The sequence below is a fragment of the Exiguobacterium sp. UBA6282 genome (assembly GCF_002440475.1).
GTDB lineage: Bacteria > Bacillota > Bacilli > Exiguobacteriales > Exiguobacteriaceae > Exiguobacterium_A.
The window spans coordinates 59,917-79,898 of sequence record NZ_DJUM01000024.1; the positions used below are offsets into that span (position 1 = coordinate 59,917).

Consider the following 19,982-nt stretch of genomic DNA (forward strand, 5'->3'; position numbering starts at 1 on the left):
ACATCGGTCGGTTCTCTTTTTTTTTTTGCGATTGTTACATACAATAAGCATTAAATTAGATGCGAAAGGGGAATGTGTGGATAATGTAAGGTGTTCATTACTTATTGAGGAGGCAACACAGATGGAAAACTTTGAATATCGCAATCCAACAAGACTTATTTTTGGTGACGGTCAAGTCAGCCAACTGAAACCACAACTCGAAGCACTCGGTGCGAAGAAAGTCATGCTTGTCTTTGGCGGTGGAAGTATTAAACGTAACGGTGTCTATGATGATGTCACACATGAACTCAATGCGGCAGGAATCGAGTACGTCGAATGCGACGGTGTCGAACCGAACCCGCGCATCGAAACTGCAGAACGCGGAATTAAAATTGCACGTGAAGCAGGCGTTGACGCACTACTTGCACTTGGTGGCGGTTCTGTCATCGACTGCACGAAATTGATCGCAGCAGGTATCCCGTATGAAGGCGAAGCATGGGATCTCGTCATCGGTAAAGCGACACCCAAAACAGTCATTCCATTCGGAACAGTCTTGACGCTTGCAGCGACAGGTTCTGAGATGAACTCAGGATCGGTCATCACGAACTGGAAAACACAAGAGAAATATGGTTGGGGTAGTCCGCTTACGTACCCAACATTCTCAATTCTTGATCCAAAATACACAGTCAGCGTACCGAAAGATCAAACGATCTACGGTATCGTCGATATGATGAGTCACTGTCTCGAACAATACTTCCATCCTGCACATGCACCGGTTCAAGAACGCATGACAGAAGGTGTCATGAAAGCAGTCGTCGAAGCAGCACCAAAACTCGTTAACGATCTCGAAAACGTGGAACTTCGTGGAACAATTCTCTTTGCTGGTACGATGGCGCTCAACGGTGTTCTTCAAATGGGAGCACGCGGCGACTGGGCATCACATAACATCGAACATGCTGTCTCGGCTGTTCATGACATCCCACATGCGGGTGGACTCGCGATTCTCTTCCCGAACTGGATGCGCCACGTACTCGACGAATCAAACGCACATCGTTTCGTCACACTCGGTGAGAACGTCTTTAACGTCGACACAGAAGGTAAATCAGAGATGGAAGCAGCACATGCGACAATCGACGCGATTAGTGCTTTCTGGACATCACTCGGCGCACCAAACCGTCTTGCGGATTACGACATCAAAGAAGATACAGTCGATTCAATCGTCAAGTCAGCAATGACTCGCGGCGACTTCGGAAACTTCAAATCACTCGGAAACGAGGATGTTCGTCAAATCGTGACAGCTGCCCTATAACAACTCGTAACATTTGCTAATCTTTTCACAAAAGACTTGAACGACCTTCCTTCTTGCGTTTTAATGAAAAGGAAGGTCGCATTTCGTTGCGAATGAATAAGGAGGACGATGGCATGTCAACAGTACGTTTTGATTATTCGAAAGCCCTACAATTCGTAGGTCAACATGAAGTAGAACACATGACGGAGACCGTAAAGACGCTCCACCATGCGATTCATGCAGGAACAGGTGCAGGAAGTGATTTCTTAGGATGGGTAGATCTTCCGACGAACTACGATCAAGCGGAGTTTGCACGTATCCAAGCGTCTGCAGAAAAAATCAAGTCGGATTCTGATGTGTTGCTAGTCGTCGGAATCGGCGGTTCGTATCTCGGTGCACGTGCGGCAATCGAGATGCTTGGACACTCATTCCATAACTTGTTATCAAAAGACGAGCGTAAAGCACCACAAATCATCTATGCAGGGCATAATATCTCATCAACGTATCTGCATGATTTATTTGAAGTACTTGAAGGAAAAGATGTATCGGTCAACATTATCTCGAAATCAGGTACGACGACAGAACCAGCAATCTCGTTCCGTCTCTTGAAAGCATTCATGGAAGAAAAGTACGGTAAAGCAGAAGCGAAACACCGGATTTACGCAACAACGGACAAAGCCCGCGGTGCATTAAAAACACTCGCAGATTCTGAAGGATACGAAACATTCGTTATTCCAGATGATGTCGGCGGACGTTTCTCTGTGTTAACGCCAGTTGGTCTATTACCGATCGCAGCAGCAGGAATTTCGATCGAAGAGTTAATGCAAGGGGCACGTGACGCACAAGAGCGCTACGCGAGCGAAAACCTAGCTGACAACGAAGCGTACCAATACGCAGTCGTTCGAAATGCATTGTATGCGAAAGGGAAAACGATCGAGCTACTCGTCAACTACGAACCAGCACTTCATTACGTATCAGAGTGGTGGAAGCAATTGTACGGCGAATCTGAAGGAAAAGACTTCAAAGGGATTTTCCCAGCAGCAGTTGATTTCTCGACCGATCTTCATTCAATGGGACAATATGTCCAAGAAGGTCGTCGTGATCTGTTTGAGACAGTCATTAAAGTCGGACAAGCGCGTCACGCGTTGACGATTGAAGAAGACGCTCAGGACCTTGATGGATTGAACTTCCTCGCAGGACAGTCGATTCAGTTCGTCAACGATAAGGCAGCAGAAGGCACATTGCTTGCGCACACGGACGGACAAGTTCCGAACCTGACAGTCGAACTTCCAGAGATGACACCGTATCACCTCGGATTCCTGTTCTACTTCTTCGAAAAAGCATGTGCGATGAGTGGTTACCTCCTTGGAGTAAATCCATTCGATCAGCCAGGCGTCGAAGCGTACAAGAAAAATATGTTCGCTCTTCTTGGAAAACCAGGATTCGAAGCAGAAAAAGCAGAACTCGAAGCACGTTTGAAGTAATACAAAACGACAGTCGATTGTTCCTTAGTGGAACATCGGCTGTTTTTTTTACGTTCACGAGATGAGGACGAGTAATCATTTTCCAGATTTATAGGCAATCCTAGCGTTTTCACTTTTAGAATACCCGTGAAACAGGTAAAGTGAAGTTAGAAGAAGAAATGAGGTGCACGTACGTGATTACATTCTTGGATTATTATCAAAATCAAGTGGAGTTAAGTTTTGAGGACCATCCGTTCTCGGATCGCCCTCTACATGTGTGGGTCATTGCCGTGTACGAAGGGAAATGGTTGCTGACCCATCATAAGCAACGCGGATATGAATTTCCGGGTGGGAAGGTTGAACCGGGTGAAACGGCAGAAGAAGCCGCACGTCGTGAAGTGATGGAAGAGACAGGCGGAAAAATCGATTCCTTGAAGTACATCGGGCAATATCGTGTTGCCGGAAAAGGGGATACGATCATTAAAAATATCTACTTCGCGCAAATCGAATCGCTGTCATCCCATTTGGCTGTAGATGAAACAGATGGTGCTTTTCTGTTCGAGGAACTCCCTGATCGTCTCGATACGAACCGACAATACAGTTTCATGATGAAGGACCGCGTCCTTCCAGAGACACTCCGTGTACTTAGCGAACGCCGATTGGTTTGAACTTCCGCGGCAAGGTCCGTTTCGGACGTTTCGGATGTTCTATACGACGACAGACGGGGAGCGCGTCGGTGCCTATATCGTACTTCCGCAAGTCGCGAACGGACAGGGGATTCTCTACTTGCGAGGTGGCACACGATCTATCGGAATGGTTCGACCGACACGGCTGCTCGCGTTCGCGCAGGCTGGTTTTTTCGTCATGGCACCTTTCTATCGGGGAAACTTAGGCGGAACAGGAAAAGAAGATTTCGGACATCGGGATGTCGAAGACGCATGCAGTGCTTTCGATTGGTTGCAACAACGTGTCTCGCATGTTCATGCATTCGGATTTTCTCGTGGGGGGCAAATGGCATTACTCCTGGCTCATCATCGTCCAGTTTCGCGGACGGTGTCGTGGGCAGGCGTGACCGAGTTGACATGGACCTACGAGGAGCAGAAGACGATGCAAAAAATGTTGCGTCGCTATACGGGGGGGACACCAGACACCGTACCTGAGGCGTATAAGGTGCGCTCGCCGCTTCATGTCGCTCCTCAAGGTGAAGTATTATTGATTCACGGTGCGTATGATGAGAACGTTCGTTTACGACATGCGACGGCTTATGCTGCACGTCATCCCGACCAAACCCTGCTTCAGACTTATGCGTATGCACATCAGTTCCCGATCCATGAAAAATTACGTGTGACGCGTGATATTTTGACTTGGTTCGAGACAGGCATTTGGAACCGATATGATACATGATTCAAGCAATACGACGTTTGTCGTATTGCTTTTTGTATTTTGGAAGATGAAGCATAGAGATTGAAAAAACAGACCATTGATACATTGTAAAAAACAATAATCTCCTAAAAAGTAAACTTTGATATAATAGAAACCATCTGAGGACAATGGAGGGGGCAGGAGAACGATGGATATCTTATTAGCACGTCAACCCATCGTTAATCGAGTTGGATCAATTGATGCATTTGAATTATTGTATCGTTCGATTGAACAAATGACTATTTTTGATGGGGATTTAGCGACGATGGATGTATTGACGAATACACTCGTCCATATGGGGGTGGAACATGTCGCGGAAGGAAAAAAACTTTTCGTCAACTTTACGTCAGATTTGTTGAAAAGTGATCTGATTCATTATTTAGATCCTAACCGATTCGTCATTGAAATTTTAGAGACAGTTGATATTGATACTGAAATGTTGTCTGTTCTGCATAGTTGGAAAGAAGCAGGCTTCACATTAGCACTTGATGATTTTGTGACAGATTTACTTCGACAGCACGGAGCGGAATTGTTTGCGTTGATCGATTTAATTAAAATCGACATCGAGGCAATTTCCCCTCGCGAGCAAAGTGCCATTTTGCATATCGTTCGACGTAATTATCCTCATATTAAGATGCTTGCTGAACGTGTCGAGACGCACGAGGACCATACACGTTGTCTTGATATGGGGTATGACTGGTTCCAAGGCTATTTTTATGCTAAACCGATGCTGATGAAAGGGAAAGCTGTTCCACCACAATTGCCGGTGTTGTTAAAGATGCTGAAGTGGCTTGATACGGATGAGAAGTACGATGAAGTCATTGATGAAATCGAAGCCAATCCGTATATCAGCATCCAGGTATTACAACTAATCAATTCTCCGGGAGTGGGATTACGCAATACGGTTAGTTCCGTTCGTCAAGCGATCTCACTACTTGGCTTCGCTCAACTTAAAAGCTGGATTTCGTTGATTGTCTTACGTGAAATGAAGCTCGCAAGTCCTTATGAATGGTCGAATGAGTTGCTGCGATCTTCCTTACATTGCGCAAAGCTCTGTGAGTTGTTTGCAACAGAAACAAGGACGCTGCAACAAGAGAGTGCCTATATGATCGGCTTGTTATCGCATATCGATGCGTTATTGTCCGTTGATATTGACGACATCATCGATCAATTGCCAATCGAGGATTCCTTGAAGATTGTCCTCCAAGGAAAAGACCATCCGTTCCGGGATTGTCTAGTGCTTGCGATCAGCGCAGATCGCGGTGATTTCGAACAGTTCGAATTGCTCAGTCAACGGTTAGGTGTATCACTTTCGCGAGCATATGCGTTACTGACGGAAAGTCAGGAGTGGCTTATGCAAAAAGAGATGCATCTTCAAGAAGAGACAGATGCCATTCTATAAAAAAAGAGCCCTGAGGCTCTTTTTTTATAGACATGGACCTGCTGACTTGATCGCATCCGTCGCACTTTCGAAACGAAGGAAATTATGTTGGAATTTCTCAGCAAGCGAACGCGCTTGTGTGTTGTATTCGTCAGGATTTGACCAGACGCGTACCGGATTGAGTAATTCACTTGGAACACCAGGAACTTCAAGTGGCATATGAAGTCCGAAGATTGGGTGCTCTTCTGTTGGAATCGCTGCAAGTGTTCCGTTGACGGCAGCGTTGACCATCGTCCGTGTATACGATAGCTTCATTCGACTACCTGTCCCGTAAGCACCGCCTGTCCAGCCTGTGTTGACGAGATAAACGGTCACACCGTGACGATCAATCAGTTCTCCGAGCATCGTCGCATACTTTTCAGGTATCAGTGGAAGAAATGGTGAACCGAAGCATGTCGAGAACGTTGCTTCCGGTTCCGTGATACCACGCTCTGTTCCAGCAAGTTTTGATGTATAACCTGATAGGAAATGATACATCGCTTGTTCTTTCGTCAATTTACTGATCGGAGGCAAGACGCCATACGCATCAGCCGTCAAGAAGACAATCGTCTTCGGATGACCAGCCCGTGATGGAACAGCGATGTTATCGATCGCTGTGATCGGATAAGCAGCACGTGTATTTTCTGTCAACGATGTGTCATCATAATCAGGATGACGAGATTCATCGAGCACGACGTTTTCAAGGACAGTTCCGAAACGGATCGCATCAAAAATTTGCGGTTCTTTTTCGCGTGACAGATTGACCGTCTTCGCATAACATCCACCTTCAATGTTGAAGACGCCGTCATGCGACCAACCATGCTCATCGTCACCGATCAATTGACGGCTATCGTCTGCTGACAGGGTGGTCTTACCAGTACCGGATAGACCGAAGAACAAGGCGACGTCGCCTTCGTGTCCGACGTTTGCTGAACAGTGCATCGAAAGGACATTTTCTTGTGGTAAGAGGTAGTTCATGACGGAAAAAATCGATTTTTTGATTTCGCCCGCATATTCGGTTCCGCCGATCAAGACGATCCGGTGTTCAAACGACATGGCGATGAATGTCTCGGAATTCGTTCCGTCAACGGTAGGATCTGCTTTGAAATGTGGCGCGTAGACGACCGTGAACGGTTCGAAGGCAGCCACTTCAGGATACTCGCGTAAAAAGAGTTGTTTGGCAAACAGGTTATGCCAAGCGTATTGTGTGAGCACACGAACCGGAAGGGTGAAGTGCGTATCTGCCCCAGCAGCAGCTTCTGTGTAGTAGAGCTGATCGGCTTCGTTCATGTAACGAAGAACCTTTTGTAACAATTGTTCAAATTTGTCTCCATCCATCGGTTGGTTAACATGACCCCAATCGATGTGAGACTCGCAGGAAGAATCACGGACGATGAACTTATCTTTCGGTGAACGACCTGTAAATTTCCCCGTTTCTACAGATAGTGCGCCGTTCTCAGCAAGGACACCTTCTTCGTTTCGAATCGCATGTTCGACAAGTTCAGCAACAGATAGTTGTTTGAACACATGCTCTTTCTTGAGTAGTTCTTCGATATTCAGGACCGTCATCGGCATCCTGACCCCACCTTTCCCCTACGTTGGTTTTGGCTCACTGCATTTAGTATGACACATTCATTATATATGACATACTAAAGGGAGCGCAATCATTTTCTGGTGCTGATTTCTATTTATCTGGAAACGCTTTCAGCATTAATAGTTTAACATCTCTTTTAAAAAGTTTCGACTAGAATTTGAAACCTTGCTTGACAGAGTAGGTACAACTTTATATCATGTAATTCGTAACGGATACTCTTATTCTGAGCAGGTGGAGGGAACAAGGCCCGAAGAAACCCGGCAACCGTCCTACATTAATTCATATATTAATGAGGGAAAAGGTGCTCTCCTGAAGCGAAGTAAACACTTCGAACGATAAGAGGGTAAAGGAAGAACGCACAACCTTTCCCTGACCATTTTTTGGACTTGGAAAGGTTTTTTTCATTTTACCGTCCCACTCAACTAGGGGAAATGAGTACACCGTCAAATTCTTTTTTGGGAGGGTCATACATGACAAACCTTAATCGCCGACTATTCACGTCGGAGTCAGTCACTGAAGGTCATCCAGATAAAATCTGTGACCAAATTTCGGATTCAATCCTCGATGCGATTCTTGCAGCGGATCCAAACGCACGTGTTGCGGCAGAAACTTCTGTTACAACAGGTCTCGTTCTCGTTGCAGGTGAGATCACGACATCCACTTACGTCGACATTCCAAAAGTCGTTCGTGAAACGATTCGTGAAATCGGCTACACACGCGCGAAATACGGTTTCGATGCGGATACATGTGCTGTATTGACATCGATCGATGAGCAATCAGCAGATATCGCTCTTGGTGTCGACCAAGCGCTTGAAGCACGTGAAGGTAGCATGTCTGATGCAGAAATCGATGCAATCGGTGCAGGAGACCAAGGTCTTATGTTCGGTTACGCAACGAAAGAAACACCAGAACTCATGCCACTTCCAATTTCGCTTTCGCACCGTCTCGCACGCCGTTTGGCAGAAGTGCGTAAAAACGGTCAACTCGACTACCTTCGTCCGGACGGAAAAACACAAGTCACGGTCGAATACAACGAGAACAACGAGCCGGTTCGTGTCGATACGATCGTCATCTCGACACAACATGCGGAAGAAGTTACGCTTGAGCAAATCCAAGCTGATTTGAAAGAACACGTCATCACACCGGTCATCCCGGCTGAATACATCGACGCAGCAACGAAATTCTTCATCAACCCAACTGGTCGTTTCGTCATTGGCGGACCACAAGGAGATGCTGGATTGACTGGTCGTAAGATCATCGTTGATACGTATGGTGGATACGCACGCCACGGCGGTGGAGCATTCTCAGGTAAAGATCCAACAAAAGTCGACCGTTCAGCTGCATACGCAGCACGTTACGTCGCGAAGAACCTCGTTGCTGCAGGTCTTGCAGACAAAGCAGAAGTTCAACTTGCGTACGCAATCGGTGTCGCGCACCCTGTATCAATCGCAGTTGATACATTCGGCACAGGAAAACTTCCTGAAGCACAACTCGTCGAATTGGTTGCTGAAAACTTCGATCTTCGTCCGGCTGGAATCATCAACATGCTTGATCTCCGTCGTCCGATCTATCGTCAAACAGCTGCATACGGTCACTTCGGTCGTACAGATGTTGAGCTTCCATGGGAGCAAACAGATAAAGCAGCAGTTCTTGAAGAACAAGCAAAACGTTTCGCATAATCAAAAAGTCCGGAAATCCTATGTGGGTTTTCGGGCTTTTTTGTTTCCGCGGAACTTTGCAGGAAACGAATGTTTTTTCTAGAAAAGGGTAAAAGTACATGAGTCGATTTGTATGAGTATAAAGGGGGGTTCCGATTATGGAAATACGCGAAGCTATTCCAGCTGATGCAGGACGTATTCATGACATTGCTATCACATCTTGGTTGGATACGTATGAAGAAATCTATTCCGAACGTTCGAAAGCGCATTTCGTGCAGGAGGCGTATCCGCAAGAAGAAGTCGTTCGTGCGATCCGGACGGCGGAAGAAGCACGGGGAGAGTATTTTTATGTCGGAATCATCGACGAGGAAATCGTCGGTTTCATTCATGCTGTTGATGTCGAAGGAACATGGGAAATCATTCGGCTTTACGTCTTGCCGGAATATCAGCAAAACGGAATCGGAAGACGTCTGATTCGTGAACTCGAACGACAAGGAGCCGTCCCACTCGAAGTCTACGTGGAAGCACGTAACTATAAAGCGCGTCAATTCCTGACCTCATTTGGTTTTGAAGAACTTAGTGAGATGACGGAAGAAGTGTTTGGGCAAGCGGAATCAGTCGTTCGTCTTCGTCATGTTGCCTCGTGAAATCCGTCTCGGGACGGTTTCGTTTGCGTTTGAAATAAGGTATCGTGAAAAGGAAGTATGAAGTGAAGAGGTGAGTTTGTGGTTGAACAACCAACAGGAATCATCGTATTAGTCTATCCGTTACAACTGCGTGCCCGTCCGAGTGAAGCTTTGATTCGAGTACTCGAAAGAGAGTATGAAGTGCTACTCGTCGACGCACCACGTCGCATTTCGTTTGAAGAGCACGGTCAACTATTAAAAGAAGCATTACGCGAAGCAGGAAAACGAAAGCTACCGATTCATATCATCGCCTGTAGCATGGGGGCACTCGTCGTCAATCGTCTGTTGCAAGAATATGAACTACCAGTCGCAAGTCTTGCGTTCGTTTCACCATTGTTTGATTGGCATCCGTCGAAACAACTCGGAGGTGTCAAACAAGTCTTCGCGAGTGCGTTTGATCGTTTCCGTCCTGATGCGCCACTCGGTACGTTGCCGTTTGGTCAAAGTACGGAAGATACCGTTCGCATCGGTGAACTGACGTATGCGCAGTACCGGGAAATCGAAGAAGAGATCGTCGTACATGACGAGGAACGAAAAAAACTGCCTCGTGTAAACTTGGCTTGTTTTTATGCACCAGACGATCAGTTCGCAGACGTCAAACTGACACTCGAAGTATGTCGGAAAATGGGTGGCGATCAGATTTACTTACAACGTCTACACGGTTTCCCGCATTTCAGCTTTGAACGGTTGAATACACGGTTTGCGGAAAAATTATTGTTGTTTTTTAAATTAGTCGAAGAATGAAAAAAGTGATGGTTTCCATAGCGGAAGCCATCACTTCTTTATTTCTACTGTCAGCGCACTTTTTTCTCGATCGCGATGATGAACGGTGGATGATTCTGTTGATTCAAGAAGCGGTACTGAAGAACGGCATAACCTTGCTGATCAAGGGCTGTGACGTAATCGAGGACAGCATCGCGTTCCCGTTTTCCTTCAAGATGACCGTGATAGACGACAAGGACGACAAGACCACCAGGTGCAAGTACCGGGAGGAGAGCGTCGAGTGCTTCAAGCGTCTCTTCACCTGTCGTCGTGATCGATTTATCACTTCCAGGCAAGTATCCGAGATTGAAGACGCCGGCACGAACAGGCCGTCGTTCGTCCGAAAGACGCGCACCAACATGGATGTGACTTTCGTGATAAAGATCGACACGTTCTAACATTCCGGCTTCGTCGAGACGTCGTGTCGATTCCTCGATGGCTTGAGCTTGGACGTCGAACGCAAGGACTCTACCTTCTGGACCGACGCATTCTGCTAAGAACTGCGTATCATGTCCATTTCCGGCAGTCATATCGACGACGCAGTCACCAGGTTCGATGACGGACTCCAGTAATTGTTTCGTATAAGGTAGTACACGGGCAAGTGACATGGCATAGACTCCTGTTCCTATGGGCTGTTTTTCTCTTTATACATGATCATCGTATGTATGATTCCTCCTGCATTATACCATCTTTTGAGTCATTGACGAAAAGTGAAGTGGCTTGACAGGCGTGGGAGGGATTGCGTAAAGTGGCAAGGTTGAGAATGAAATAGGAGGACCAAAGGTATGCCAAAATTACCAAAAGCGGTCTGGATCCTCGTCCTTGCGATGGCCATCAATACGACGGGATCCTCTTTTTTATGGCCGTTCAATACATTATATATTCATGAATATTTAGGGGAGTCGATGACAAAAGCCGGAATGGCGTTATTCGTCAACTCAGCCTTAGCAATCGTTGGGAACTACTTAGGCGGAAAAGCGTTTGACCGACTCGGTGGAAAGAAGACGCTTGTCATCAGTGTCATCGGACTTGTCCTGTCTTCCGTCGGCTTGTTGCTATTTCATCAGACGTATATTGGATACGTCGCGATGCTTGGATTGATTGGATTCGTCGGTGGGATGGTTTTCCCAACGATCTACGCAATGACGGGCGTCATCTGGCCGGAAGGCGGACGCCGCGCCTTTAATGCGATCTATGTCGCGCAAAACGTCGGTGTAGCCCTCGGGACAGCTGTTAGTGGTCAAATTGCTGCTTTTTCGATTCAGTACATCTTCATCGCCAATCTCGTTCTCTATATCGTCTTTGCCATCATTTTGTTTGTCGGTTTGTCCTGGATTCAGGCGCCAGCGCGGATGCATGCGGCACATGACGAGATCGAAACGACACGCACACCACTTTCGCGCGGATCCGCACGGACGATGTTGCTCGTTTCGATCGGTTATGCCTTACTTTGGTTCGTTTATGTGCAATGGCAAGGGACCTTTGCTGTCCATACGAAATCGCTCGGTGTCACGATTTCCGAGTACTCGATTCTTTGGACAATCAATGGAGCGCTTATCGTGTTCGCACAACCTTTATTAACACCAATTCTTCGTTGGTTTGGAGATGATTTGAAACGCCAACTGATGACCGGGACAGGCATCTTCCTTCTCTCTTATCTGATTGTTCCGTTTGCAGGCGGCTTCAAGATGTTCCTCGTGGCGATGATCATTCTGACAATCGGTGAGATGTTCATCTGGCCAGCGGTTCCTGCAATGGCGGCGCGACTTGCGCCAATCGGAAAAGAAGGAGAATTCCAAGGATACGTTAATATCGCTGCTTCAGCAGGGCGGATGATCAGTCCGACAGTTGGAGGTTTGATCTACGATTTATCAGGTATGTCAGCAGTTTTCTTGACCTTAATTGGATTGATCCTGTTAGCAGGAGTTGTTTTCCTTCGTGCTATTCCTAAAACCACATCATGAGCTTTATCTTGTGAGACAGCGGACAATAGATCAGCTGTCTTTTGTTACATCATTCGTTCGAAAATTATAAAACAAACATTTAATAATATGGAATATTTCGGCAAAGAAACGGGTACTTTCTAATCAAGAACTTGAAAAGAAAGGTCATATGAACGTTGCTTCTTTTTGACTGGAGGTGCACGGATGGAAAGGTGTCAATTCATCACAGATGCCGCAACTTGGACGACACACGTACAGAAACAGCCTCTTGATATCTTCTATAGTCACCAATACGTCACGCTCAACGCTAGACCGTCTGAGCAAGCGGTATTATTTCTTTATGAAGGTCATGCAGGAACACTGTTTTATCCTTTTTTGAAGCGTCGTATTTTTGATACGCCTTATTCAGATCTCATTACTCCGTACGGCTATGGCGGACCGGAAATCATCGGTCGACTGACTGCGTCCGAGATCCAGCAGGCTCGTTTATCCTTTGAGAGGTGGGCGGAGCAAGAATCGATCGTCTCGGAAATGATCCGCTTTAATCCATTAACAGGTAATGAACGGTTTATGCAGGACTGGACAAAAGTTTCCTTCATCCGTCATACGACGAGTATTGATTTGCGTCCTTCACTTGAAGATATCATGCAGACATTTCATAAGAAGACGAGAAGCATGATTCGTAAATCGCTTGCTTCACCCTTAACCGTCAGAACAGGAACGCGGGACGATCTACCTGTTTTTTTAGCGTTGTATCATGAAACGATGGACCGGAAGAATGCCTCGGCTCATTATTATTTTACCGCGACGTATTTTGAGCAATTGATGGAGACGAACCCACTTTGTGAGCCCTTATTACTGATGGCGGAAATCGACGGAAAAGCGGTTGGGGGATACTTCGTATTGCTTGGAAAAGAATACGCCCACGGTCATTTGATCGGCTGTAAGCGGGATGAAGCGAAAATGTTCCCGAATCAGCGACTTGAGTACGAAGCAATTCTTCAGGCAAAAGCACGGGGACTCGTCGAACAACATCTTGGGGGCGGGTATCAAGAACGGGATAGTCTTTTTGAGAGTAAATGCCGTTACACTGGATATCGACTATTTGAGTATCATCAAGGAAAATCCATCCTGCAGCCATCACTATATGATTTGCTCTGCGTACGATACGGATCAAATGCTGATTCCGATTATTTTCCGGCGTATCGACAAGCTGGTATTCAGGTGGCAACTAGTTAAATAGATAATGAGAGTATGAAAACGACTACATCGTGTAGTCGTTTTTTTGATATGCTGAAGTCAGGATCGATCAATAAAGGGGGAGTTATCGTGAAAAAACGCGGTCTGATTTTTGATATGGACGGGGTTATCTTAGATAGTGAGATTCGCTACTTTGAAGTGCATCAACAGATGTTCAAAAGGTTATCGATTCCGCTTGATCCGGTTCAGTATGCAACGTTCATGGGAAAAACAGGAGATGAAATGTGGGAAGAACTCGTCGCCCAGCATCAGCTGAAAGAAACAGCTAGTGCGTTGCTTGAGGAAGAACATCGCTTGTTTCAAATTCATGCAAAGCCGGAAGAGTGTGGATTAAAAAAAGGCGTCACACAAGTCATCGAACAAGCGGCGACTCTTGGTTACGATATCGGCATTGCTTCTTCGAGTTCACTTCAGAAAATCGAACGTGTCATCCGTCATTATGGGCTTCCGATCACGCACTACGTCAGTGGAGAAGAAGTCATCCGTTCGAAACCGGATCCCGCGATTTTTCGACTTGCGGCAGAGCGGATTGGACACGCACCCGAGAACTGTCTCGTCATTGAAGACGCTGCGAACGGGATGATTGGTGCGAAAGCAGCAGGCATGGAAGTGATTGCGCTTCTTGATGACCGGATGCCAACGCAACGCTTAGAGCAAGCAGATCATGTCGCGCAATCACACGCAGAAATCGAGGAAATTTTACGGAAGCGTTGACGCTTGAGGAAGAAACAGATTACACTAGAAAAAGATAGTCAAATGCATGGAACTGAAGTAGTAGGGGAAAGGTGCCGTCAAGAGAGCTGGTGGAAGGTGCGAACCAGTCGGTAACAACCGTGAACTCGTCAGGGAGCACGATTCGTGAAGTCGTAGTAGCGAATCCGGTCTTTCACACCGTTATCCGTGAATCAAGCGGTCTGTCATAGACAGACAACGTGGGTGGTACCGCGGAAGCCAAACCGGTCTTTCGTCCCTTTTCTTAGGGGCGGAAGACCGGTTTTTTTAGATTAGAGGAGGAAAAGACATGCCGTACAATCATCGCGAAATTGAACCGAAATGGCAGGCGCGTTGGGATCAAGACAACGCCTTCGTCACGACAGAAGATCCAGAAAAAGAAGGGTTCTATGCCCTTGATATGTTCCCGTATCCGTCAGGTGCTGGACTCCATGTTGGTCATCCGGAAGGTTACACAGCAACGGATATCCTCGCACGGATGAAGCGGATGCAAGGATACAATGTCCTTCACCCAATGGGATGGGATGCGTTCGGATTACCAGCAGAACAATACGCGCTCGATACAGGAAACGATCCACGCGAATTCACAGCGAAAAACATCGAGACGTTCAAGCGTCAGCTTAAAGAACTTGGATTCTCGTATGACTGGGATCGTGAAATCAACACAACGGATCCAAAATACTACAAATGGACGCAGTGGATCTTTACGAAGTTGTATGAAAAAGGACTTGCCTTCGTAGACGAAGTCGCAGTCAACTGGTGCCCGGCACTTGGAACTGTCCTTGCGAATGAAGAGGTCATCGACGGATTATCCGAACGCGGAAATCATCCGGTTGTGCGTGTTCCGATGCGTCAATGGGTATTGAAAATCACGGAATATGCGGATCGCCTTCTTGAAGATCTGGATGATCTCGATTGGCCGGATTCTGTCAAAGAGATGCAACGCAACTGGATCGGGAAATCTGAGGGTGCTGAGATTGATTTCACGATTGATGGACATAAAAAACAAGTCACGGTCTTTACGACACGTCCGGACACGATCTTCGGTGCGACGTATCTAGTACTTGCACCGGAGCATCCATTCGTAGCTGACATCACGACAGCGGATCACAAGGAAGCCGTCGATGCGTACATTTCGCAAGTCCAAACGAAGTCAGATCTCGAGCGAACGGATTTAGCGAAGGAAAAAACGGGTGTCTTCACGGGTGCTTTTGCGGTCAATCCGATCTCAGGCGATCGTCTTCCAATCTGGATCGCTGATTACGTCCTTGCTTCTTACGGAACAGGTGCGATCATGGCTGTTCCAGGACACGATGAGCGCGACCACGAATTCGCGAAACAATTCGACTTACCGATCGTTGAAGTCGTCGCGGGTGGAAATGTCGACGAAGCAGCCTACACAGGAGAGGGCGAACACGTCAACTCGCATATGCTTGATGGACTTGGGAAACAAGAAGCAATCGAGACGATGATCGCTGAACTCGAAACGAACCAAGTCGGTCGTAAAAAAATCACGTATCGACTCCGAGACTGGTTGTTCAGTCGTCAACGGTATTGGGGCGAGCCGATTCCAGTCGTTCATATGGAAGATGGTTCAATGAAAACACTCAATCAAGAGGAATTACCGCTTGAACTTCCAATCATTCCAGAAATCAAACCGTCTGGTACGGGCGAATCACCACTTGCGCTTGCTGAAGACTGGTTGGATTACACAGATCCTGAAACAGGAATGAAAGGCCGTCGCGAGACGAATACGATGCCACAATGGGGCGGAAGCTGCTGGTACTACCTTCGTTTCATCGATCCACACAATGAAGAAGCGATTGCGGATCCAGAAAAATTAAAATACTGGCTTCCAGTCGATATTTATATCGGTGGGGCAGAGCATGCTGTTCTCCATTTGTTGTATGCACGGTTCTGGCATAAAGTCTTGTATGATGCAGGCGTCGTACCAACAAAAGAACCATTCCAGAAGTTATACAACCAAGGAATGATCCTTGGAGAGAACAACGAGAAAATGTCAAAATCTCGCGGTAACGTCATCAACCCAGATGAAATCGTCAAGTCGCATGGTGCTGATACGTTACGTTTATACGAAATGTTCATGGGACCACTCGATGCATCGGTTGCCTGGTCTGAGAACGGTCTTGACGGAGCGCGTCGTTTCCTCGATCGCGTTTGGCGCTTGTTCGAACGGACAGCAGACATTCAAGACGTCACGGAAGTCGATGCTGACTTCGAACGGACATACCACCAGACCGTCAAGAAGGTCACGGAAGACTTCGCGAACATTCAGTTCAACACCGGGATTTCGCAACTCATGGTCTTCGTCAACGAAGCGAATAAACAGCCGGTTCTCCCGCGTCACTTCCTTCGTGGATTCATTCAATTGTTAACACCAGTCGCACCGCACCTTGGTGAAGAACTGTGGGAACAACTTGGCTTTGAAGAGACATTGACGTATGCGGCATGGCCAACATTCGATGAATCAAAACTTGTCAGCGATACGATGGAATTCGTCATTCAAGTGAACGGTAAAGTTCGCTCGAAAATCGAAATCAACATCGATGCGACAAAAGAAGAAATCGAAGCACTTGCCTTTGCTGATGAAAAGACACAAGAATGGATTGGCGACAAGACGGTTCGGAAAGTCATCGTCGTACCGAAAAAATTGATCAATATCGTGGCGAACTAAGCCATAACCCCTTTCATTCACTTGATGCGAATGGAAGGGGTTTCTTCATTTCCGTCGCAAGTCCGCTTTTTTTTTGAACGTCCTTCTGCTACACTGAATCAGAAACCGAGAAAGAAAGGCGATTATCATCAATGAAACGATCTTATATAGTCTATACAACGATTTTTGCTGTCGTTTCGGGGTTGATTCTTTGTATACTGCTCGTCTTCTCGAAGCCAGAGACGTTGTCACGTATTCAGGAAACGTTCGCGAAAATCGAGACGCAATCGAAGCATCAGGCAGCTGTCAAACAGGTGCCACCGAAAACGCCTTCAGCCATTCCGAATCCAGAAGAACCGTTAATTAAAAATGTTCAACAGATGTTATATGATGATTCCATAGGTTCGTACCTCGTCGTAACAGAGGACTACCGTTTCTTTGAAATCAGTGGAACTGGAGAACGCATCAATGCGACGTTTCAGTTGGAAGAAGGGAAACTCTTATTGTCTGGTCTTGACGGGATGACACTCGTTGACGGAGAGACAGTCGCTTTATTGACGTCGAATCAAATTCTAGTCACGATTAAACGAAAAGATGGCGTCTGGAGCGAAGAAAAACGCGAAAAAGTACAAGGGACGACGATTCGAGACAGTTTCCATGGTCTTGGATATGATGCGAAGAAAAAAGAATTCTATACAATCAATCAAATTCGCTCGATTGGTCGTGTTGAATTGACTTACTTTGCAATGAAAGAGGACAAAATCAAGATTGATCCAGATGCTTCGGAAAAGAAGAAGCGTGCCTTAAAGAAAAAGCAAAAACCACCGTACTTGTCGATCATCAAACGAGAGAAAATCGAAGCGGCGAGCGGAATGCGAAGTGATGCGAAAAAAGCATTTGAATCCAGATTCCGTCCGATTGGTCTTGCAGAACGGCAAGGTCGGATCTATACGTTAGACTCAGAAGCACTTTATCTTTATTCGATTGATCAGAAAGAGAAAACGATTACGGGGGAGACAGCGAGTCCGAAAGTGTATGGATCAAAAGGAATCTTTGTACAAGATAATGAATTGTTCGCCTTAGTCGTCACGGATAAATTCTCAAGTCGATCGTTCACACCGATTGACTGATGTAGAAAAAAGACCCGATTTCTCTGATTAACAGAGACAAATCGGGTCTTTTTTGTATTAAGAGACAGTGTCACGTGCCATCTCTGCAGCGTGACTACCGGCACAATGACCCGTCACGAACGCAGCTGTGATATTGTATCCACCTGTATAGCCATGGATATCAAGAATTTCGCCAGCGAAGAATAATCGCTCCGCCTTTTTCGACATCATCGTTTTGGGATCAATCTCTTTAATCGAGACACCGCCACCAGTGACGAAGGCTTTATCGAAATCGAGCGTTCCTGTTGCTTTGAGTGGGAATCGTTTCAATTGTTGCAGGAAGTCCGTCCAGTCCTGTTTCTTTACTTGTGTACAAACTTCATCGCCAAAGCCGATTCGAGCGAACAGGAGTTCAAGCAATCGTTCTGGTACAAAACCACGAAGGGCATTCCGAACCGATTTCTTCGGATTTGCCGCAAGTGCTGCCTGGAAGCGTTCTGTTAATGCACCAAGTGACTCATCCGGGAAGAGATCAATCGATAGATGAACGATCGTCTCTTTCGATCGTTTGCGCTCTTTGATCGTATATTGGCTACACCGTAAAGCGATCGGACCACTTAAACCGAAGTGTGTGAACAGTAGATCACCCGTATGTGTCTTGATTGCTTTGTCCTTTTTACCGTGAACCGTTAAGGCAACGTCACGCAACGACAGTCCTTGTAATGTTTTTTCATGAATGAACGTATCACCTAACAAAATCGGGACTTCCGTTGGGAAAAGTTCCGTGATCGTATGACCCGCTTTTTCAGCCCACGGATAGCCGTCACCCGTCGAACCCGTGTGCGGAACAGATTGTCCGCCGACCGCTACGATACAACTTTTTGCTTCAAGACGCATGCCGTTTTCTAAGATGACAGCTGCAAAAGAACCATCTGGATGGAAGTCGAGCGTAGCGACTTGCGCGTCTGTTTGAATCTCGGCGCCATGTGCACGGATTTGATCGATCAATACACGAACGACGTCTGCCGCCTTATCCGAGACCGGGAACATCCGACCGTTATCCTCTTCTTTGAGTGCGACACCAAATCCTTCGAACAAATCGATGATCGATTCATTATTAAATTGAGAAAAGGCGCTATAAAGGAAACGTCCGTTTCCTGGAATCGACTGGACGAGCTCATCGAGTGGCTTTCGGTTCGTGACATTACACCGTCCGCCGCCAGAGATTGCGAGCTTTCGTCCTAATTTATTTCCTTTATCGAGCAGGAGCGTCCGGGCTCCGGCTTGTAAAGAGGCGAGCGTCGCCATCAAACCGCTCGGTCCGCCTCCGATTACGATTACATCGTACATAAGGTCACCTCATTCATAGAATTCTGCTTGTTTCACTTTAGCAGAAGTTGCGACTGTAAACAAACCGTCTCTTTCAATTCAAGATAGACAGCGGTATAATGATTTGCAATTGTGTACGAGAGAACTTGTATAATGAGACAGTCACGATTAGAGTGTCGATTTAAAAATTAGAAAGCGTGAGGGATGTTACCATGTCCACAGTCAGTAATAAGCAGTCTACTTCTTCCGGCAATGCAGGATTCGTTCGTGGAACGATGCTCCTGTCCGGTGCGTCACTGATTTCCCGCGCACTGGGTTTGATTTATCTCTTTCCGTTTCAGTTCATGGTCGGTGCGACAGGTATCATGTTCTATACCTATGCCTACAACTACTATGCNNATCATGATTGGTCTTGCGACAGCGGGGATTCCTGTTGCCGTCTCGAAATTCGTCGCCAAATACAATGCGTTAGGAGAATATGATACGAGTGAACGTTTGTATCGGTCTGGTCTAAAAATCATGTCCTTGACCGGGGTTGTCTCTTTTCTCGCCTTATTCTTCCTTGCACCGTATTTAGCACACCGGGCGATTCCAGGCGGTGACGTCGATTCAGCCTCGTACGTCGATGCCGTCACGATGACGATTCGAGGGGTTAGTTTTGCG

General features: G+C 46.6%; 16 protein-coding genes, 1 riboswitch and 1 other annotated feature. Of the genes, 13 read left to right on the forward strand and 3 right to left on the reverse strand.

Going from position 1 to position 19,982, the window contains the following annotated elements; translation table 11 throughout:
- The first annotated feature begins 121 nt into the window (after positions 1-121).
- The 5 genes from B2751_RS08030 to B2751_RS08050 all read left to right on the forward strand — a co-directional run bounded on the left by B2751_RS08030 (position 122) and on the right by B2751_RS08050 (position 5,554).
- Complete coding sequence (locus B2751_RS08030; RefSeq protein ID WP_290752150.1) at positions 122-1,288, forward strand: iron-containing alcohol dehydrogenase; 1,167 nt, start codon at positions 122-124, stop codon at positions 1,286-1,288.
- Between the two features lie 113 nt (positions 1,289-1,401).
- Positions 1,402-2,751 (forward strand): glucose-6-phosphate isomerase, encoded by a 1,350-nt coding sequence (locus B2751_RS08035; protein ID WP_035406105.1) that lies wholly within the window; start codon positions 1,402-1,404, stop codon positions 2,749-2,751.
- A 173-nt stretch (positions 2,752-2,924) separates the two neighbouring features.
- Positions 2,925-3,398: an RNA deprotection pyrophosphohydrolase gene (gene ytkD, locus B2751_RS08040; RefSeq protein WP_035406108.1), complete on the forward strand. Its 474-nt coding sequence runs from the start codon at positions 2,925-2,927 to the stop codon at positions 3,396-3,398.
- Complete coding sequence (locus B2751_RS08045) at positions 3,370-4,134, forward strand: alpha/beta hydrolase family protein (RefSeq protein ID WP_052018981.1); 765 nt, start codon at positions 3,370-3,372, stop codon at positions 4,132-4,134. Before ytkD ends, B2751_RS08045 begins: the two co-directional genes overlap by 29 nt.
- 166 nt (positions 4,135-4,300) lie before the next feature.
- Complete coding sequence (locus B2751_RS08050) at positions 4,301-5,554, forward strand: EAL and HDOD domain-containing protein (protein WP_056062764.1); 1,254 nt, start codon at positions 4,301-4,303, stop codon at positions 5,552-5,554.
- 24 nt (positions 5,555-5,578) lie between these two features.
- On the opposite strand, the gene pckA is transcribed toward B2751_RS08050, so the two are convergent.
- On the reverse strand, positions 5,579-7,147 hold the full coding sequence (gene pckA / locus B2751_RS08055) for a phosphoenolpyruvate carboxykinase (ATP) (protein ID WP_197026209.1): 1,569 nt from the start codon (positions 7,145-7,147) through the stop codon (positions 5,579-5,581).
- Positions 7,148-7,381: 234 nt separating this feature from the next.
- Positions 7,382-7,508, forward strand: a riboswitch (SAM riboswitch).
- A gap of 128 nt (positions 7,509-7,636) precedes the next feature.
- Here pckA and metK point away from each other — a divergent pair.
- From metK to B2751_RS08070, 3 genes are all read left to right on the forward strand, one after another.
- A complete protein-coding gene (metK, locus tag B2751_RS08060) occupies positions 7,637-8,845 on the forward strand; it encodes a methionine adenosyltransferase (protein WP_023469108.1) in 1,209 nt (402 codons plus the stop codon).
- Positions 8,846-8,982: 137 nt separating this feature from the next.
- Positions 8,983-9,471 (forward strand): GNAT family N-acetyltransferase, encoded by a 489-nt coding sequence (locus B2751_RS08065; protein WP_035406114.1) that lies wholly within the window; start codon positions 8,983-8,985, stop codon positions 9,469-9,471.
- 78 nt (positions 9,472-9,549) lie between these two features.
- Positions 9,550-10,254 carry a serine aminopeptidase domain-containing protein gene (locus B2751_RS08070; RefSeq protein WP_035406117.1) on the forward strand — a complete coding sequence of 235 codons (705 nt, stop codon included), beginning with the start codon at positions 9,550-9,552 and terminating at the stop codon, positions 10,252-10,254.
- 50 nt (positions 10,255-10,304) lie between these two features.
- Here the strand turns inward: B2751_RS08070 and B2751_RS08075 are convergent, their stop codons facing one another.
- Positions 10,305-10,901, reverse strand: a complete 597-nt coding sequence (locus B2751_RS08075; RefSeq protein WP_255344364.1) for a class I SAM-dependent methyltransferase — start codon at positions 10,899-10,901, stop codon at positions 10,305-10,307.
- A 156-nt stretch (positions 10,902-11,057) separates the two neighbouring features.
- Between B2751_RS08075 and B2751_RS08080 the strand changes: the two genes are divergently transcribed.
- The 5 genes from B2751_RS08080 to B2751_RS08100 all read left to right on the forward strand — a co-directional run bounded on the left by B2751_RS08080 (position 11,058) and on the right by B2751_RS08100 (position 18,011).
- Entirely contained in the window at positions 11,058-12,236 is a 1,179-nt protein-coding gene (locus B2751_RS08080) for an MDR family MFS transporter (protein ID WP_056062761.1), read from the forward strand.
- 183 nt (positions 12,237-12,419) lie between these two features.
- Entirely contained in the window at positions 12,420-13,454 is a 1,035-nt protein-coding gene (locus B2751_RS08085) for a peptidoglycan bridge formation glycyltransferase FemA/FemB family protein (RefSeq protein ID WP_056062759.1), read from the forward strand.
- Positions 13,455-13,544: 90 nt separating this feature from the next.
- On the forward strand, positions 13,545-14,189 hold the full coding sequence (locus tag B2751_RS08090; RefSeq protein WP_035406128.1) for an HAD family hydrolase: 645 nt from the start codon (positions 13,545-13,547) through the stop codon (positions 14,187-14,189).
- A 38-nt stretch (positions 14,190-14,227) separates the two neighbouring features.
- Positions 14,228-14,450 (forward strand) — a binding site (T-box leader).
- 46 nt (positions 14,451-14,496) lie between these two features.
- On the forward strand, positions 14,497-16,902 hold the full coding sequence (gene leuS / locus B2751_RS08095) for a leucine--tRNA ligase (protein WP_035406130.1): 2,406 nt from the start codon (positions 14,497-14,499) through the stop codon (positions 16,900-16,902).
- Positions 16,903-17,033: 131 nt separating this feature from the next.
- The gene (locus tag B2751_RS08100) at positions 17,034-18,011 is read left to right on the forward strand and encodes a hypothetical protein (protein WP_035406133.1); all 978 of its coding nucleotides are present in this window, start codon (positions 17,034-17,036) and stop codon (positions 18,009-18,011) included.
- 57 nt (positions 18,012-18,068) lie between these two features.
- Here B2751_RS08100 and B2751_RS08105 read toward each other — a convergent pair whose 3' ends face one another.
- Positions 18,069-19,340: an NAD(P)/FAD-dependent oxidoreductase gene (locus tag B2751_RS08105; protein WP_035406136.1), complete on the reverse strand. Its 1,272-nt coding sequence runs from the start codon at positions 19,338-19,340 to the stop codon at positions 18,069-18,071.
- Between the last annotated feature and the right edge of the window lie 642 nt (positions 19,341-19,982).

Excerpts from the sequence above, each read along its gene's own strand:
- B2751_RS08050 (WP_056062764.1), top strand. The coding sequence starts at position 4,301 with ATGGATATCTTATTAGCACGTCAACCCATCGTTAATCGAGTTGGATCA.
- B2751_RS08105 (WP_035406136.1), bottom strand. The coding sequence starts at position 19,340 with ATGTACGATGTAATCGTAATCGGAGGCGGACCGAGCGGTTTGATGGCG.
- B2751_RS08100 (WP_035406133.1), top strand. The coding sequence starts at position 17,034 with ATGAAACGATCTTATATAGTCTATACAACGATTTTTGCTGTCGTTTCG.
- pckA (WP_197026209.1), bottom strand. The coding sequence starts at position 7,147 with ATGCCGATGACGGTCCTGAATATCGAAGAACTACTCAAGAAAGAGCAT.
- leuS (WP_035406130.1), top strand. The coding sequence starts at position 14,497 with ATGCCGTACAATCATCGCGAAATTGAACCGAAATGGCAGGCGCGTTGG.
- B2751_RS08085 (WP_056062759.1), top strand. The coding sequence starts at position 12,420 with ATGGAAAGGTGTCAATTCATCACAGATGCCGCAACTTGGACGACACAC.
- B2751_RS08035 (WP_035406105.1), top strand. The coding sequence starts at position 1,402 with ATGTCAACAGTACGTTTTGATTATTCGAAAGCCCTACAATTCGTAGGT.
- B2751_RS08030 (WP_290752150.1), top strand. The coding sequence starts at position 122 with ATGGAAAACTTTGAATATCGCAATCCAACAAGACTTATTTTTGGTGAC.
- B2751_RS08065 (WP_035406114.1), top strand. The coding sequence starts at position 8,983 with ATGGAAATACGCGAAGCTATTCCAGCTGATGCAGGACGTATTCATGAC.
- B2751_RS08080 (WP_056062761.1), top strand. The coding sequence starts at position 11,058 with ATGCCAAAATTACCAAAAGCGGTCTGGATCCTCGTCCTTGCGATGGCC.
- metK (WP_023469108.1), top strand. The coding sequence starts at position 7,637 with ATGACAAACCTTAATCGCCGACTATTCACGTCGGAGTCAGTCACTGAA.